Below are 15294 nucleotides of genomic sequence, written 5' to 3'. Positions count from 1 at the left end.
TTGCATCAAGGGCAAATCCGAGAAAAAGGGCGTCCGGTGGAGAACGGACGCCCGATATTTTCCATCATTGCGGGGTTACATTTTGGGCAGGAGGACCCCGTCGACGACGTGGATGACGCCGTTCGACTGCAGCACATCGGCCTGGTTGACGGTCGCCTTGCTGCCGCCCACGCCGGTAATCGTGATCGTCGTTCCGTCGCTGGTCAGCGTCAGCGGTTCGCCTTCGACCGTGGTCAGCGTCGCCTTGCCGCCGCCGGCCTTGATCTTGCCGGCGAGATCGGCTGCGGTCAGCCTGCCCGGGACGACGTGATAGGTCAGTACCTTGGTCAGCGTCGGCTTGGCATCGGGCTTCAACAGCCCGTCGACAGTGCCGGCGGGGAGCGCGGCAAAGGCGGTGTCGGTCGGCGCGAAGACGGTGAACGGTCCGGCACCCGACAGCGTCTCGACAAGGCCCGCCTGCTTGATCGCTGCGACCAGCGTCGTGTGGATCGGCGAATTGACCGCATTGTCGACGATTGTCTTGTCGGGGAACATCTCCACGCCGCCGACCATCGTCGTCGTGCTGGCCATGTTGCCATTGCCTGCCATCTCGGCGTTCATCATGCCATCGTCGGCGGTGGCCGTGTTGGTCGGCGTCTCGGCAGGATCGGACGAACAGCCCGAAAGCCCGATCAGGGCGACGCTGGCGGCGGTCAGAAACAGTGGTGTACGCATGAAAACATCCTTCGTGTCGGGGGAAGAGGCCGAAGCTACGTCCACCGAGAAAAAAGGATGCACTTGAAAACGGGCGCAGTCAGGCGGCGCTTGTCAGCCGCTCGTTGACGACCTTGCCATCCCTCGTCAGGCGGATCGCCTGCGTCACCTCGTCGTCGTCGGGCAGGACCGGACGCCCCGCGTCCTTGTCCCAATAGGCGTTGAGGAAATTATACAGGTTGCGCGAAAACAGCGCCGATGTGTCGGCGGCGAGCTTGCCCGCCATGTTATCCGCGCCGACGATCGTCACGCCGTGTTTCCTGACCGCTTCGCCCGCGACCGCTCCCTCGACATTGCCGCCCGCTTCGGCAGCGAGGTCGACGACAACGCTGCCCTCACGCATGGTCGCCAGCTGCGCATCGGATATCAGCCGCGGTGCCGCGCGTCCGGGGATCAGCGCGGTGGTAATGACGATGTCCTGCTTGGCGATGTGCTTCGACACCAGTTCGGCCTGCGCCGCCTTGTACTCGTCGGACATCTCGGTGGCATAGCCGCCGCTGCCCTCGCCTTCGATCCCGGCGACGTTTTCGACGAAGATCGGCTTGGCGCCGAGCGAGAGGATCTGCTCCTTGGTCGCCGAACGCACATCGGTCGCGCTGACCTGCGCGCCCAGTCGCCGCGCGGTGGCGATCGCCTGCAGCCCGGCGACGCCGACCCCCATGACGAAGACCTTGGCCGCGCTGACGGTGCCCGCCGCGGTCATCATCATCGGAAAGGCGCGCCCGTAATGCGCCGCCGCTTCGAGGACTGCCTTGTAGCCTGCGAGGTTGGCCTGGCTCGATAGGATATCCATTGATTGCGCGCGGGTGATGCGCGGCATCCATTCCATCGCGAGCGCCTCGACCCCCGCCGCGGCATAGCCGTCGACACGCGCGCGTTGGCCGACCGGATCGAGACCCGCGACAATCCACGCCCCCTTGGCGACGCCATCAAGCGCCGCCGGATCGGGTCCGCGAATGGCCAGCACGATGCCGGCATTTTTCAGCGTAGCACTGCGGTCGGCGACCGCTGCGCCAGCCTCGGCATAATCGGCGTCGGCGATCGACGCGGACATGCCCGCCCCCGCCTCGACCGCGACGTCGGCGCCCAGCGCAATGTATTTCTTGACGGTCTCGGGCGTGGCCGCGACGCGCGTTTCGCCGCGTTCGGTTTCCTTGACGATCGCTATCTTCACGCCCGCGCCGCGCTCAACTGGTGATCAGCAGGATGGCGATAATCGCCACGACGATCGACGCGATCGTCAGCATCTTGAGCATCTTGAGGAAACCTTCGTAGCTGGTTTCCGCCTGTTTCATGTCGTTGTGCGCCATATGTCCCTCGATCGTTCGGGCTTTTCCGAATCCCGGTTAGCCTCCAGCCATAGTCGCGCCGACCGTGCGCCTCAAGTCCCCCCTGCACGGGCATCGACGCGCGAAAAGCGAAGGCATGTTTAAGGGCGTCTTTACCCCCTCCGATTATGCTCTCCCGAGATAATCCGGAAAGAATTCTGGGGCGGGGACTCGATGGCTACTGCGCAGGGCGTTAAAATGCTGATGCTCGTCAACGACGAGCCGTCGCAACAGCGGCTGGTTTCGGCAATTGCCGGGCGCGACGGCTGGCGCACGATCTTTGCCGGCGACACCGAAACCGCGCTCGCGATGCTCGGCACGCAGGATGGAATGGCGCTCGACGCGGTGATCCTCGACAGTTGGGGACCCGAATCCGAAATCGAGTTGTTCGTCCGCGAATTTCGCGTTGCGCGTCCCGCTCTGCCGATCCTGCTGATGACCGCCGGCATGACTGCCGAGGCATTGGCGGCGATGCGCGCGGGCGCCTCCGACATCTTTCACAAGCCCGCCACCCCCGGACGCCTGATCGCCGCGCTCGATGCGCTGATCGACAAGAAACGGATGCGCGGCGAACTGCGCCCGCTGTTCGAGAAATTCAGCGCCGAGCTCGATTTCGACGAAATGATCGGCGTATCGACCGGCTATCGTTCGGCGCTCGCCATCGCCGCCAAGGCGGCGCGAGCGCGTGTTCCGCTGCTCATCGCAGGCGAAACCGGCAGCGGCCGGCTGCAACTGGCCAAGGCGATCCACGCCTCGTCACCGCGTGCACGCAACGCCTTCGTCGTCGTCGACTGTGCCGAGATCGAGCCGGGCCTGATCGGATCGTGCCTGTTCGGCCATGAACGCGGCGCCTTTGCCGGCGCGTTCGACCGCAGCGAGGGCAAGTTTTCCGCGGCCGACGGCGGCACGCTCTATATCGACCATGTCGAACTTCTCCCCGACGATCTCCAGCGCAGCGTCTACGAGGCGATCGAAACGGGGCGTTTCTCGCGGCTCGGTGCCCAGCAGATCAGCGAAGTCGATACGCGGATCATCGCCGCGGGCAATGTTGACCTCGCCGCAGCCAGTGCCGCCGGGCGCTTTCGCGAAGACCTCTATTTCAAGCTCGCCACGGTCCAGCTCAGCATCCCCCCGCTGCGCGAGCGCGAAGGCGATATCGCGTCATTGTCTCGCCATTTCCTTGGTCGCTTCGCCGAATTGCCCAGCATGCCCTCGCTCGGCCTCGGCGACGACGCGCTGCGCCTGCTGCGCGCCTATCACTGGCCCGGCAATGTCCGCCAGTTGCAGGGCGTCCTGTTCCGCGCCGCGGTGACCTGCACCAGCGATGCGATCACCCTCGCCGACCTGCCCAACGTCCAGGCGGCGACGATCGTCGCGCCCGTCTCGGACGATATCCGCAACGAACCGACCGACGGGATCGGCGTCACGCTTTACGAATGCGACGGCAATCTGCGCCCACTGTCGGAAATCGAAGCCGACGTCATCCGCCTCGCCATCGGCCATTATCGTGGCCGGATGAGCGAAGTCGCGCGCCGCCTCGGCATCGGCCGCTCGACGCTCTATCGCAAGCTCGCCGACCTCGGTATCGATACGGCGGCCTAGCCGACCAAGGCGGTATCGCGCAGCGCCCGCCAGGTCTTGAGAGCCTGGACCGTCTCGCGCACATCGTGAACGCGCACGATGTTCGCCCCCAGCTCAACCGCCCGCAGATGCAGCGCGATCGATCCGCCGAGCCGGTCGTTCGCCTCAGCCTCGCCGTCGATCGCCCCGATCATCCGCTTGCGGCTCGCGCCATAAAGCAGCGGACAGCCGAGCGTGTGGAACAGCGCCAGGCTGTTGGTGATTGCTAGGTTCTCGGTCACGCTCTTGCCGAACCCGATGCCTGGATCGACGATGATTCGCGCCCGATCGATGCCCGCCGCGACGACCGCCGCGATGCGCTCGGCAAGCCAGTCGTACACGTCGAGCACGACATCGTCATAGCCGTCGTGCGTGTGCGGGTCGCTCGATTGCGACGGCGCGTGCATTAGCACCACCGGGCAGCCCGCATCGCGCACGACGCCAAGCGCGCGCTCATCATAGAGCAGCGCCGACACGTCGTTGACGATCCCCGCCCCCGCGCCGAGCGCGGCCTCCATGACAGCCGCCTTGCGCGTATCGACCGACAGCGCGACGCCGCTTTTGGCGAGGCGTTCGATAACCGGCACGACGCGCGCGGTCTCGTCGCCTTCCCAGACCGGCTTGGCGCCCGGCCGCGTCGATTCCCCGCCGACATCGACAATGCTCGCGCCAGCACTCGCCATCGCGAAGCCCGCATCGGCTGCGGCGTCGGTCCCGCCATGGGCGCCGCCGTCGGAGAAACTGTCGGGAGTCAGGTTGAGGACGCCCATCACGCGCGCCTCGTCGAAACGGATCGTGCGTTCGCCAAGCGTCAATGGCGCACGCTCGGCAGCGACACCGGCGCGCTGCTGCTCGGCCTGTTCAGCGAGCGGTGCGGGTAAGGTCGCAAACCATGCATCGGCGGCGTCGACTAGGATCAGCGCCTGATCCCGTTTCGGGCTGCCCGCCGCCCCACGCCAGCGCACACTCCAACCGGCGAACCACAGCATCGACCGCGCGATCCGCGCAACGCGCCCGTCGAGATCGTGCGGCCGTTCGACGAAACAGGCCGGCTCGAGATAGAGGCGGGCATCGGCGGGGATGTCGGGATAGGTCATGGCCTTGCCCTAGCCTCCCGTGACCCTGGCGAAAAGATCAGGGTTCGGTTGCGAGCAGATAGGTCTGGCGCAGCGTGTCGACCGGCTTCAACCCGTCGGCCGTTTCATGGTGCCAGAAGGTCCAGCCGTTGCAGCTCGGGGCCTTCTGTACCGCAGCACCGATCTTGTGGATCGAGCCGGTTTCGCCGTTGAACTCGATCGATCCGTCGGCGCGCACTTCGGCGCGCCAGCGACGCTTGGCATCGCAAATCTCGCTACCTGCCTTCAGATAACCCGTCTCGACGAGCGTGCCGAATGCAACGCGCGGCGCGGCCTTGGGCGACTGCATCGTTTTGAGCGCGCTCTCGTCGAGCGGCAGGGCGGCGGCGATGCGTTCGCTCGCAACTTCGATATAATCGGTTTCGCGCTCGATCCCGATCCATTCGCGGCCGAGGCGTTTGGCCACCGCGCCGGTCGTGCCGGTACCGAAAAACGGGTCGAGCACGACATCGCCGGGCTTGGTCGCGGCGAGCAGGATGCGATAGAGCAATGCTTCCGGCTTTTGCGTCGGATGCGCCTTGCTCCCGCCGCGCTTCAATCGTTCCTGTCCGCCACAGACGGGAAACAGCCAGTCCGAGCGCATCTGCAGCTCATCGTTCAATGTCTTCATCGCGCGGTAATTGAAGGTGTAGCGCGACCCTTCGGATTTCGACGCCCAGATCAGCGTCTCGTGCGCGTTGGTGAAGCGCGTGCCCTTGAAATTGGGCATCGGGTTCGATTTGCGCCAGACGATGTCGTTGAGAATCCAGAAGCCCTGGTCCTGGATCGCGGTGCCGACGCGGAAGATGTTGTGATAGCTGCCGATCACCCAGATCGAGCCGTTGGGCTTCAGGATGCGGCGCGCTTCGGCGAGCCATGCCCGCGTGAACTTGTCGTAAATCGCGAGCGTGTCGAACTTGTCCCAGTCGTCGTCGACCGCATCGACACGGCCGCCTTCGGGCCGGTAGAGGTCGCCACCAAGCTGGAGGTTATAGGGCGGATCGGCGAAGATCATGTCGACGCTGTCATCGGGCAGCGCGGCCATAACGGCGATGCAATCGCCCTGGATGATCTGCCCCAGCGGCAGGTTCTTCGCGGCCGGCGCGGGCGCTGCTTTGCGCACCCGTGTCGGTAGTTTCTCAATCACACCCATGCCGATCCCCCTCGTTTCGAGGTCCAGACTGTTGGCAGCGGACTCCGCGGTCAAGGTCAAAAGCTTAGCGGTAGAGCCTCACAAAATGGTTAACGCGGCGGGAACGAAACGAGTCCCCCACGACATGTGGAGTCAAGCCTGCCGACATGCCCACCAGTGCTAGTGGTGTGACTCCAAGGACTCACCGATGGTTAATCGCGTTTAAAGGAGTGCGAGTTGCCGGACCGGGGCGAAACTTCGCCGATGGATCGGACACGGCCCGCGCGTTCGCAGCGCGGCGAGGTGTTCGGGCGTGCCATAGCCCTTGTGCCGCGCGAAGCCGTAACCGGGATGGCACAGCTCGGCCTCGCGCATCATCGCATCGCGGGTTTCCTTGGCGATGATCGATGCCGCCGAAATACACCGTTCGGTCGCATCGCCGCCGACGATCGCGGTCGCCTCCCAGCGCCATTCGGGACGCCTCCCGGCAGGCGTCAGGTTGCCGTCGACGAGGACGCGGACGGGATCGCAGCCGATACGGTCGCACAGTGCCTCGACCGCGCGCGTCATCGCCAGCATCGTCGCGCCAAAGATGTTGAGCGTGTCGATCTCCTCGACCGACGCCATGCCAACGCCGACAGGGCAGCGCTCGCGAATGCGCGTCGCGAGCGTGTCGCGCCGCTCCGCCTTAAGCACCTTGCTATCGGCCAGGCCGCGAATGTCCTTGCCGCACAAAATGACGGCGGCCGCTACGACCGGCCCGGCGAGCGGGCCGCGCCCCGCTTCGTCGACGCCTGCGATCATCGGTGCCTCACGTGATCCGCCACGGCGGGTAACGGCGGTTTTCGCCCGCATGATAGAGGCAGATGGTGTTGCCGAATGGATCATAAAGCCGCGCCTCGCGCCACAGCCAAGGCTGATCGGTCGGGCGCTGCGCGAAGTCGAGCCCGCTCAGCGCCAGCCGCTCGACCTCAGCATCCAGGTCAAGGCATTCGAAATAGATCGTGGTCCCGCCGGCGGTGCGGAACTGCGGATCGTGATGAATCGAAACCGTCGCCCCGCCGGCCGCCTCGAAGCGCGCGTAATCGGGTGCGTTGGCGACGATCTGCTTGAGGCCCAGGCCGCAATAGAAGGCGGTCGACGCCTCGTAATCGTCCATGCAGACGGTCACCTGGTTCATCTGCAGGCCCGTGCCCCAGCCCGCCGCAACACTGCCCTGCCCCATCGGCCCGTTGCCCTGGCCGAGGCCGGGCGCACCGAGCAGCGACAGGCGAACGAATTCGCGCGCGCGGTTGACCGCGGTCGGCAGCTCGCAGCCATTGGCGAGGAACACCGCAATCGCGCTCGCCAGCGTGCAGCCGGTCCCGTGCGTATGCGGCGTGTCGATCCGGCTGCCCTGCCAGCTCGTCATATTGTCTTCTTCGATCAGCGCATCGACCAGGTCGTCGCCCTCGTCGTGGCCGCCCTTGATCATCACCGCGCAGTGATGGTCGGACACCAGCTTGAGCGCGGCGGCGACGGGATCCTCGAGACCGTGGACCCCGGCCAGCGCGGCCAGTTCGGGCAGATTGGGCGTAACGATCGTCGCCCGGTCCATCAGCGCACCGAATGCTGCAATCGTCTCGTCGTCGGCCAGCGCAGCGCCGCTCGTCGCGACCATGACGGGGTCGAAAACGATCGGCACTTCGCTTGCGTCGCGCAGATATTCGGCAACCGCGCGCGCGGTCTCGGCCGATCCGATCATGCCGATCTTGACCGCATCTGCGCCGATGTCGCGGACGACCGCATCGATCTGCGCGATAACGATGTCGGTCGGGATCGTGTGGACCGCCTCGACGCCGACGGTGTTCTGCGCGGTGACCGACGTAATCGCGGTCATCGCGTGGCCGCCAAGCATGGTAATCGTCTTGATATCGGCCTGGATGCCCGCGCCGCCGCCCGAATCCGAGCCGGCAATGACGAGGATTCGCGGCGTCATGCCGACACCTCGCCGACCGCGGCGCAAATGCGCGACACGATCGCCTCGACCTGCACCTCGTCGTCGCCTTCGGCCATCACCCGGATCAGTGGCTCGGTGCCCGATTTGCGGATGAGTATCCGACCCTTGCCGTCGATTTCGCGGGTGGCCTCGGCAATCGCGGTCTGGACTGTCTCCGCATTAAGCGGGTCGCCTTGCGTGTAGCGGACGTTGCGCAGCAGCTGCGGGACGGGTTCGAACAGGTGCAGCACCTCGCTCGCTGGTCGCTTCGCCTCGACCAATGCTGCAAGCACCTGAAGCGCGGCGATCGTGCCGTCGCCGGTCGTCGCATGGTCGGTCAGGATCATGTGGCCCGATTGCTCACCGCCGACGTTGAAACCGCCAGCGCACATCTTTTCAAGAACGTGGCGATCGCCGACCTTGGTGCGCTCGAGCGTCAGCCCCTGGCCTTCGAGATAGCGTTCGAGGCCGAGGTTCGACATCACCGTGGCAACAATGCCACCGCCGGTCAGCAAACCCTGGCGGGCCAGCCGCGTGCCGATGAGCGCCATGATCTGGTCGCCATCGACCGTCTGGCCCTTTTCATCGACGACGATCAGCCGGTCGGCATCGCCGTCGAGCGCTATGCCGACATCGGCCTCTTCGAACAGGACGCGTTGCTTGATCGTATCGAGCGACGTCGAACCGCAGCCGTCGTTGATGTTCCGTCCGTTGGGCGAAATGCCGATTGCGACAGTGTTGGCGCCGAGCTCCCAGATCGCCGTCGGCGCGGTGTTATAGGCTGCGCCATTGGCACAATCGATCACGACCTTGAGGCCGTCGAAGCGACATTTTTCGGGCAGTGACGCCTTGATCGCGTGAATATAGCGACCGCGCGCGTCCTCGATCCGGCGCGCACGGCCCAGATTCGACGGATCGGCCAGCCGTGGCGGCGCGTCAAGCAGCCCCTCGATCGCGGCTTCATCGGCATCGGACAATTTATAGCCGTCGGGGCCGAACAGCTTGATGCCGTTGTCCTGATAGGGATTGTGGCTCGCCGAAATCATGACACCGAGGTCCGCGCGCATCTCGCGCACCAGCATCGCAACTGCCGGGGTCGGCATCGGACCCAGCTGGATGACGTCCATGCCGACGCTGGTAAAGCCCGCAACCATCGCGTTTTCGAGCATATAGCCCGACAGGCGCGTGTCCTTGCCGACGACGACGCGGTGCTTGTGGCCGCCGCGCAGGAAATGCGCGCCCGCGGCCATGCCGACCTTCATCGCGATCTCGGCGGTCATCGGATGGCTGTTGGTCAGCCCGCGGATTCCGTCGGTACCGAAAAAGCTGCGCGTCATGGCTGGGTCCCGCGGTGGTTCATGATCAGCGTCCTATCGGCAAAACCTTTCCAAATTCAAGCTATCGTGCGCAGACGTCTCGCAAAATCCGCGCTTTCCCGACCCGATGGCGCATGGCATGGATAGCCGATGACAGATTACGATCACACTGCTGCCCCACCGCCATCGACCACCCCTGCGGTCCGCGTTCCCGCTTTGTGGATATTGGGCGCACTGGTCGTCGGGCTGATCCTTGGCGGAGTGATCGGCAATTCGGCGCCAGGCGTCACCGACATTGCCGATATCGTCGGGACGATGTGGCTCAACGCGCTGCGCATGACCGTCGTGCCGCTGGTCGTTGCGCTGCTCATCGTCGGCATCGTCCAGACCGCCAAGGTCGCGCGCGCAGGCGCCTTTGCCGCGAAAGCGGTGCTGATCATGGTCGCGATATTGTGGACATCGTCGGTGATCGCGGCGATCGTCACCCCGCTGTTGCTCGACATCTTCCCGATGCCGCGCGAGGCGGCACAAGCGCTTGCCGCCGCGCTCGGCCAGACCGCCCCGACCGGCGACATCCCGCCGTTCGGCGATTTCCTGCGCGCGATGGTGCCGACCAACCCGATCGACGCCGCCGCCAAGGATTCGATCCTGCCGCTGATGATCTTCACCCTCGCCTTCGCCTTCGCGGTGTCCAAGCTGACCGACCGGCCGCGCCGCACCGTCGCCGATTTCTTCGCCGCGATTGCCGACGCGATGATCATCCTCATCGGCTGGGTGCTGATGATCGCGCCGATCGGCGTTTTCGCGCTGGCGATGGTCGTCGGGGCCAAGGCGGGTTCGGCGGCGTTCGGTGCGCTGGCGCATTACGTCCTGATCGTCACCGCGGTTGGCACGATCATCTGGCTCAGCGCCTTCCTCCTCGCGCGGGTTGGTGGCGGACAGCCGTTCGCCGCGTTCGTCCGCGCGGCGATCCCGGCGCACGCGGTTGCGGTCTCGACGCAAAGCTCGCTCGCCTCGCTCCCGGCGATGGTCGAAGGGTCCAAATCGCTCGGCATCGACGAACGCAAGGTCGACGTCGTCCTGCCGATCGCAGTGGCGCTGTTCCGCGCGACGGGTCCGGCGATGAACCTCGCGGTCGCGATCTATGTCGCGCACTGGCTGGCGATCCCGCTGACGGTGCCGCTGATGGCAGCGGGCGTCGTCGTCGCCTCGATCACAACGATGGGCGCGGTATCACTGCCCGGATCGATCAGCTTCATCAGCTCGATCGCGCCGATCAACCTGGCGATGGGGCTGCCCGTTCAGCCGCTCGGGCTGTTGGTCGCGGTCGAAACCTTTCCCGACATCATGCGTACGGTTGGTAACGTGACGATGGACATGGCGGTCACTGCCACCGTCGCCGAGCACACACCCGATCTTGGCCCCGATATAAAAGGACAGGCGACATGATGAACACGCGCAATCTTGGCGATGGATTGACGGTATCGGCGCTCGGCATCGGCTGCATGCCGATGGTTTCCGAAGGCAACATCGTTTACGGCGCCGCCGCTGACCCGGCAGAGGCGATCGCCACGATCCACGAAGCAATCGACCTTGGCGTCACCTTCTTTGACACCGCACAAATCTATGGCCCGTTCCAGAACGAGGAGCTCGTCGGGCGCGCGATCAAAGGCAAAAGGGACAGCCTGGTCATCGCGACCAAGTTCGGCTTCAAGTTCGAGGGCAAGCAGATCACCGGGGTCGATGGCAGCCCCGCCAATGCGCGCAAGACCGTCGAGGAGTCGCTCACGCGGCTCGGCATCGAGGCCATCGACCTGTTCTATCAGCACCGCGTCGATCCGAACGTGCCGATCGAGGAAACCGTCGGCGCGATGGCCGACCTCGTCCGCGAGGGAAAGATCCGCCATATCGGCCTCAGCGAAGCCGCGCCGGCAACGCTGCGCAAGGCCGCATCGGTCCATCCGATCGCCGCACTGCAGAGCGAATATTCGCTGTGGGAACGCGATGTCGAGGACGAGATCCTGCCGACCTGCCGCGAGCTCGGCATCGGCTTCGTGCCCTACAGTCCGCTCGGCCGCGGTTTCTTGACGGGCCAGTTCAAATCGAAGGACGATCTTCCCGAAAACGACTGGCGCCACAACGACCCGCGCTGGTCCGACGAGAATGCCGCGCGCAATTTCGCGATCGTCGACACGGTCCGCGAGATCGCCGATGAAAAGGATGTCAGCGCGGCCCAGATCGCGCTCGCCTGGTTGCTTGCCCAGGGTGACGACATCGTCCCCATCCCCGGGACCAAGCGCCGCGAGACGATGCGTGACAGCATGAAAGCGGTCGATATCACGCTGACACCTGCCGACCTCGTAAAGCTCGATTCCGCTGCGCCGCGCGGCGCGACGTCGGGCGACCGTTACGGCGAACAGGGCATGAAGATGGTGCGGCTTTGATCCGCCCTAGCTGACCCAGCGCCAGATACCGGCGGCGGGCACACCCATATCGGCGTGCCCATAGGTCGCGCCGAGCCAGAACAGTGTCGCAATCAGGAACACGGGCAGCGACGGGAGCGCCGCGTGCCAGCGCAACTGTCCGCGCAGCTGCGCGCCGAACGGGATAAAGGCGGTGCGTCCGCACCAGGTGCGCCATGCCTCGCCGATCAGCCGCGCTTTCTTGATATCCTGCCCCAGCGCGCCGCCGAGCGCGAGGACCAAGATCGCGGGCATCAACACATGGTTGCGCGCCGTGGGCGCGATCATCAGGTGGACCAGCGCCCAGATCGCAAAGCTCCACATCATCGGATGGCGCGTAATCGCGAACACGCCCCTGGGCGCGCGCGTCGCCGCGGCCAGCGCACCGGGCGACGGCAGTGCCGGATTGCCCGCGAAGCTGCCAATCAGAAGGATCGAGGCGACCCACATCAATGCGCTCGCGACGATCCACAGGGTATCGCCTGCGACATAGGCGGCATGAACCGGCGCGGCGCGATAGGCGATCACCGTCCATCCCAGCGTCGCCAGTGCGATAAGGGCATAAAGGCCACGAAACGCCCCCTCGCCCATTTTCGCAACGAGCGGATTGCGCAGCCGGTGCGACAGCAGGAGATGCGTACCGATAAACGCCAGGCTCGCGACAATTAGTTCGGTCATCGCGTTCATCGTTGCCCCCCCCGGAGATTAGCGTTGGTAGGCTTTCGGCAGAGCGCCCTCGCTCGGTGTGCGATAGCGGTCGCGCAGCTTGGTCTGGTGGTTGTCGAGCGGCTGTTCGACTCCGTCGATATAGACCGCGATGGGCGCCGAGCTGAGTTCGAGCGGATCGCCGTCCCAGATGACGACATCACCGACATTGCCCGCCTTCAGGCTGCCGATGCGGTTGCCGAGCCCCATGATCTCGGCGGGGACCGAGCTGATTGCGGCAAACGCCTCGCCCCAGCTCAGTCCGGTCGCGCCCGGGACCTTCTGCAGCGCGACGAGGTTGCCGGCATATTGCGGTTCGTAGCGAAGCTGATGCGAATCGTTGTCGTTGATCATGCCGATCGCGACGGTCACGCCAGCGGCCTTCATCCGGCCGATGTTCGATTGCGTCGCGGCGAGCGTTTCAAAAGCGGCGGGCAAGTCGTTGAGCGCGCTGGCAATCACCGGCACCTTGGCGGCGGCGATGTCGCGTGCAACGAGCCAGCCTTCGCTGACCCCGACCAGCACCAGCCGCAGCTTGGGAAATTCGCGGGTCAGCGCGAGCACCGCGCGAATGTCGCTGGCGCGCTCGACATGGACGTAGAGCGGCTGGCGACCGGTGACGACAGGGACGAGCGCGGCAGCGTCGAAGCGCGACAGCAACACGTCGTTGGGCCGCTCGGCATTGGTGTCGGTCATCCGCACGTCGGGCGGCAGATCGTCGCCCTGCGAAAGCGGCTCGCCGCGTGCCGAACCGCCGGCGATCTTCGCGCGGTTGCCGAAATCGCGGGCCTCGCGCAAAGCGTTGCGAAACAACGCGTGCGCCGAGGTGCGGCTGCCACCGGCATCGCGCGCGCCCTCTTCGCCAAGCTCGACGAACTGGAAAGCGCGAGCGCGGGTGATCGGATTGGGATCGGCGCCGAGGTCGATGAACGCACCCTGCCCAGCGAAGATGCTGCGTGCGGTCGCCGGCGCGACGACGGCACGGGTGACGCCCGCAGCACGGCTGACCGCGATGGCGGAGGTCGCGGGATTGATCGCGGGCGCGATGTCGAGCGCGGCACTGAAGGGCGACCCGTTTGCCTGCGTGTCGTTGGTTTCGCTGACCGCACCGACCTCGACCAGGCCGACGCGGCTGAAGCCCGCGACGATGCCCGGCGTCACCCATTTGCCCGACGCATCGACGATGCGCGCGTCGGCGGGAACCGTGACGTTGGCACCTGCGGCAACGATGCGGCCGTCACGCACGATGACGGTACCGCCGTCGATCGGACCGTTGCCGTCACCGATGACGACGCGGGCGTTGGTGAAGGCGATCGTCTCGGCGAGCGCCGGCGCGGCGAACACGAGGCCCGAGACGGCGACAGCGGTGAAGAATTTGCGACGCATGCTCATTTGACGTCTCCTTCGCCGGGCTGACCAAGTTCGAAATCGCTGACCGGATGGCGCGCCGGATCGTCGGCATCGTACATCAATGCCCCATCGATCCAGACCTTTTCGGGCCGTGAATACACGCTCAGCGGATTGCCGTTCCACAGCACGACGTCCGCCATCTTGCCGGGCTTCAGGCTGCCCGTCTTGTCCGCAATGCCGAGCGCCTTGGCAGGATTATAGGTGAACCAACCGATCGCGGTCGCGTCGCTGATCTCGATCCCCATCCGGCGTCCGTCGGCGAGCGCCTTGGCTGCCTCCTGATTGAGCCGCTGGATCTGGTTCTCGTCGTCCGAATGGATGATGACGCACGCGCCTGCATTCTGCAGCAGCGCGGCGTTTTCGGGGATTGCGTCATAAGCTTCCATCTTGAAGCCCCACCAATCGGCCCAGACCGCCGCGCAGACATTGTTGTCGCGCAGCAGGTCGGCGATCTTGTACGCTTCGACCGCATGGTGGAATGCGGTAACGTGGTAGCCGAATTCCTTGGCCATATCCATGACGAGCGCCATTTCATCGGCGCGATAGCAGTGGTTCTGGACGAGGATATCGCCCGACAGCACACCGACGAGGGTTTCCATGGCAAGATCGCGGCTGACCTCCTTGCCGCTATCGAGTTTCTTCTTGTACTCGACCGCCTTGGCCCAGGTCTCTCTGTTGACCGCGAAATTGCCCATCCGCGTCGACGGCATCCGGCCGCGCGATCCGTAAACGCGCTTGGGATTTTCGCCGCACGCCATTTTGAGGCCATAAGGCGCGCCGGGGAACTTCATCCCCTGGACGGTACGCGAGGCGACGTTCTTGAGCACGACCGACCGGCCGCCCATCAGGTTCGCCGAACCGGGCAGTATCTGCAAGCTGGTGATCCCGCCATTGGCCAGCGCGCGGCTGAAACCGGGATCCTGCGGCCAGACGCTGTGTTCGGCCCAGACTTCGGGTGTGGTCGGGTCGGTCGCTTCGTTGCCGTCCGAATTGGCATCGACGCCGGGCGAGGGATAAACGCCAAGATGGCTGTGGATATCGATCACGCCCGGGGTGGCATATTTGCCGCTGCCGTCGATGACCTGCGCTCCGTCGGGGATCGCGGTCGTCGCATCGCCCGCCGCAACGAGCTTGCCATCGGCAAAGACCAATGTGCCGCGATCGATCCGCCCGCCTTCGCCGTCGTAAAGCGTGACGTTGGTGATCGCCGTCGGCCCGCCGGGATAGGCGTGATAGGTCGACGGATAGGGATTGGTGTTGAAGCCTGCCGCCTTGGGCTTGCTCGATGCCGCAGGTGAAGAATTGCTGCTGCCCGTCGTTGCGCATCCGGCCATCAGGCTCGCTGATGCCAGCGCCAAGGCCATGCGGCCGGTCAATCCACTCATCGTTTCGCGACTCCCCCTGAATTTCCGACCAATGCGTAACGCGCCGCTGGTCGGTTGACCAGCGGCGCTTTGCGTCCGTTTCAATTTTTG

The 15294-nt window shown here is 65.2% G+C and carries 14 protein-coding genes; 3 read left to right on the top strand and 11 right to left on the bottom strand.

What is annotated here, in order from left to right:
* Positions 1 to 75: 75 nt before the first annotated feature.
* The 3 genes from FSZ31_RS06835 to FSZ31_RS06825 all read right to left on the bottom strand — a co-directional run bounded on the left by FSZ31_RS06835 (position 76) and on the right by FSZ31_RS06825 (position 2063).
* Positions 76 to 714 (bottom strand): fasciclin domain-containing protein, encoded by a 639-nt coding sequence (locus tag FSZ31_RS06835; RefSeq protein WP_147122644.1) that lies wholly within the window; start codon positions 712 to 714, stop codon positions 76 to 78.
* A gap of 79 nt (positions 715 to 793) precedes the next feature.
* Positions 794 to 1927 carry an NAD(P) transhydrogenase subunit alpha gene (locus FSZ31_RS06830; protein ID WP_147122643.1) on the bottom strand — a complete coding sequence of 378 codons (1134 nt, stop codon included), beginning with the start codon at positions 1925 to 1927 and terminating at the stop codon, positions 794 to 796.
* A gap of 13 nt (positions 1928 to 1940) precedes the next feature.
* Positions 1941 to 2063, bottom strand: a complete 123-nt coding sequence (locus FSZ31_RS06825; RefSeq protein ID WP_147122642.1) for an aa3-type cytochrome c oxidase subunit IV — start codon at positions 2061 to 2063, stop codon at positions 1941 to 1943.
* Between the two features lie 192 nt (positions 2064 to 2255).
* On the opposite strand from FSZ31_RS06825, the gene FSZ31_RS06820 reads away from it, so the two are divergent.
* Positions 2256 to 3683 (top strand): sigma-54-dependent transcriptional regulator, encoded by a 1428-nt coding sequence (locus FSZ31_RS06820; protein WP_147122641.1) that lies wholly within the window; start codon positions 2256 to 2258, stop codon positions 3681 to 3683.
* On the opposite strand, the gene folP is transcribed toward FSZ31_RS06820, so the two are convergent.
* The 5 genes from folP to glmM all read right to left on the bottom strand — a co-directional run bounded on the left by folP (position 3680) and on the right by glmM (position 9263).
* The gene (gene folP, locus FSZ31_RS06815; RefSeq protein WP_147122640.1) at positions 3680 to 4798 is read right to left on the bottom strand and encodes a dihydropteroate synthase; all 1119 of its coding nucleotides are present in this window, start codon (positions 4796 to 4798) and stop codon (positions 3680 to 3682) included. The genes FSZ31_RS06820 and folP overlap by 4 nt on opposite strands.
* A 37-nt stretch (positions 4799 to 4835) precedes the next feature.
* A complete protein-coding gene (locus FSZ31_RS06810) occupies positions 4836 to 5969 on the bottom strand; it encodes a site-specific DNA-methyltransferase (RefSeq protein ID WP_147122639.1) in 1134 nt (377 codons plus the stop codon).
* Positions 5970 to 6170: 201 nt separating this feature from the next.
* Positions 6171 to 6752 carry a ribonuclease HII gene (locus FSZ31_RS06805; protein ID WP_147122638.1) on the bottom strand — a complete coding sequence of 194 codons (582 nt, stop codon included), beginning with the start codon at positions 6750 to 6752 and terminating at the stop codon, positions 6171 to 6173.
* A gap of 7 nt (positions 6753 to 6759) precedes the next feature.
* Positions 6760 to 7926 (bottom strand): bifunctional hydroxymethylpyrimidine kinase/phosphomethylpyrimidine kinase, encoded by a 1167-nt coding sequence (gene thiD, locus FSZ31_RS06800; RefSeq protein WP_147122637.1) that lies wholly within the window; start codon positions 7924 to 7926, stop codon positions 6760 to 6762.
* Positions 7923 to 9263: a phosphoglucosamine mutase gene (gene glmM / locus FSZ31_RS06795; RefSeq protein ID WP_147122636.1), complete on the bottom strand. Its 1341-nt coding sequence runs from the start codon at positions 9261 to 9263 to the stop codon at positions 7923 to 7925. The genes thiD and glmM overlap by 4 nt, the downstream gene beginning before the upstream one ends.
* Positions 9264 to 9392: 129 nt before the next feature.
* Here glmM and FSZ31_RS06790 point away from each other — a divergent pair, with 129 nt between their 5' ends.
* Positions 9393 to 10691: a dicarboxylate/amino acid:cation symporter gene (locus FSZ31_RS06790; protein ID WP_147122635.1), complete on the top strand. Its 1299-nt coding sequence runs from the start codon at positions 9393 to 9395 to the stop codon at positions 10689 to 10691.
* Entirely contained in the window at positions 10691 to 11686 is a 996-nt protein-coding gene (locus FSZ31_RS06785; RefSeq protein WP_147123229.1) for an aldo/keto reductase, read from the top strand. Before FSZ31_RS06790 ends, FSZ31_RS06785 begins: the two co-directional genes overlap by 1 nt.
* Positions 11687 to 11692: 6 nt before the next feature.
* On the opposite strand, the gene FSZ31_RS06780 is transcribed toward FSZ31_RS06785, so the two are convergent.
* Genes FSZ31_RS06780 through FSZ31_RS06770 form a run of 3 tightly spaced genes read right to left on the bottom strand, consistent with a single transcriptional unit; the run spans position 11693 to position 15204 of the window.
* Positions 11693 to 12382 carry an NnrU family protein gene (locus FSZ31_RS06780; RefSeq protein ID WP_236643712.1) on the bottom strand — a complete coding sequence of 230 codons (690 nt, stop codon included), beginning with the start codon at positions 12380 to 12382 and terminating at the stop codon, positions 11693 to 11695.
* A gap of 27 nt (positions 12383 to 12409) precedes the next feature.
* Complete coding sequence (locus tag FSZ31_RS06775; RefSeq protein WP_147122633.1) at positions 12410 to 13801, bottom strand: amidohydrolase family protein; 1392 nt, start codon at positions 13799 to 13801, stop codon at positions 12410 to 12412.
* Positions 13798 to 15204, bottom strand: a complete 1407-nt coding sequence (locus FSZ31_RS06770) for an amidohydrolase (RefSeq protein WP_147122632.1) — start codon at positions 15202 to 15204, stop codon at positions 13798 to 13800. The genes FSZ31_RS06775 and FSZ31_RS06770 overlap by 4 nt, the downstream gene beginning before the upstream one ends.
* Positions 15205 to 15294: the final 90 nt, after the last annotated feature.

Origin of the sequence: Flavisphingopyxis soli, from assembly GCF_007995095.1 — a bacterium.
Taxonomy (GTDB): Bacteria; Pseudomonadota; Alphaproteobacteria; order Sphingomonadales; family Sphingomonadaceae; genus Flavisphingopyxis; species Flavisphingopyxis soli.
The sequence above is the reverse complement of the archived record's forward strand: the minus strand, read 5'-3'. Positions and strand labels throughout refer to the sequence as shown.

Coding starts and splice junctions, on each gene's coding strand:
- FSZ31_RS06835 (WP_147122644.1), bottom strand. CDS start 714: ATGCGTACACCACTGTTTCTGACCGCCGCCAGCGTCGCCCTGATCGGG.
- FSZ31_RS06825 (WP_147122642.1), bottom strand. CDS start 2,063: ATGGCGCACAACGACATGAAACAGGCGGAAACCAGCTACGAAGGTTTC.
- FSZ31_RS06820 (WP_147122641.1), top strand. CDS start 2,256: ATGGCTACTGCGCAGGGCGTTAAAATGCTGATGCTCGTCAACGACGAG.
- folP (WP_147122640.1), bottom strand. CDS start 4,798: ATGACCTATCCCGACATCCCCGCCGATGCCCGCCTCTATCTCGAGCCG.
- FSZ31_RS06810 (WP_147122639.1), bottom strand. CDS start 5,969: ATGGGTGTGATTGAGAAACTACCGACACGGGTGCGCAAAGCAGCGCCC.
- FSZ31_RS06805 (WP_147122638.1), bottom strand. CDS start 6,752: ATGATCGCAGGCGTCGACGAAGCGGGGCGCGGCCCGCTCGCCGGGCCG.
- thiD (WP_147122637.1), bottom strand. CDS start 7,926: ATGACGCCGCGAATCCTCGTCATTGCCGGCTCGGATTCGGGCGGCGGC.
- glmM (WP_147122636.1), bottom strand. CDS start 9,263: ATGACGCGCAGCTTTTTCGGTACCGACGGAATCCGCGGGCTGACCAAC.
- FSZ31_RS06790 (WP_147122635.1), top strand. CDS start 9,393: ATGACAGATTACGATCACACTGCTGCCCCACCGCCATCGACCACCCCT.
- FSZ31_RS06785 (WP_147123229.1), top strand. CDS start 10,691: ATGAACACGCGCAATCTTGGCGATGGATTGACGGTATCGGCGCTCGGC.
- FSZ31_RS06780 (WP_236643712.1), bottom strand. CDS start 12,382: ATGACCGAACTAATTGTCGCGAGCCTGGCGTTTATCGGTACGCATCTC.
- FSZ31_RS06775 (WP_147122633.1), bottom strand. CDS start 13,801: ATGAGCATGCGTCGCAAATTCTTCACCGCTGTCGCCGTCTCGGGCCTC.
- FSZ31_RS06770 (WP_147122632.1), bottom strand. CDS start 15,204: ATGAGTGGATTGACCGGCCGCATGGCCTTGGCGCTGGCATCAGCGAGC.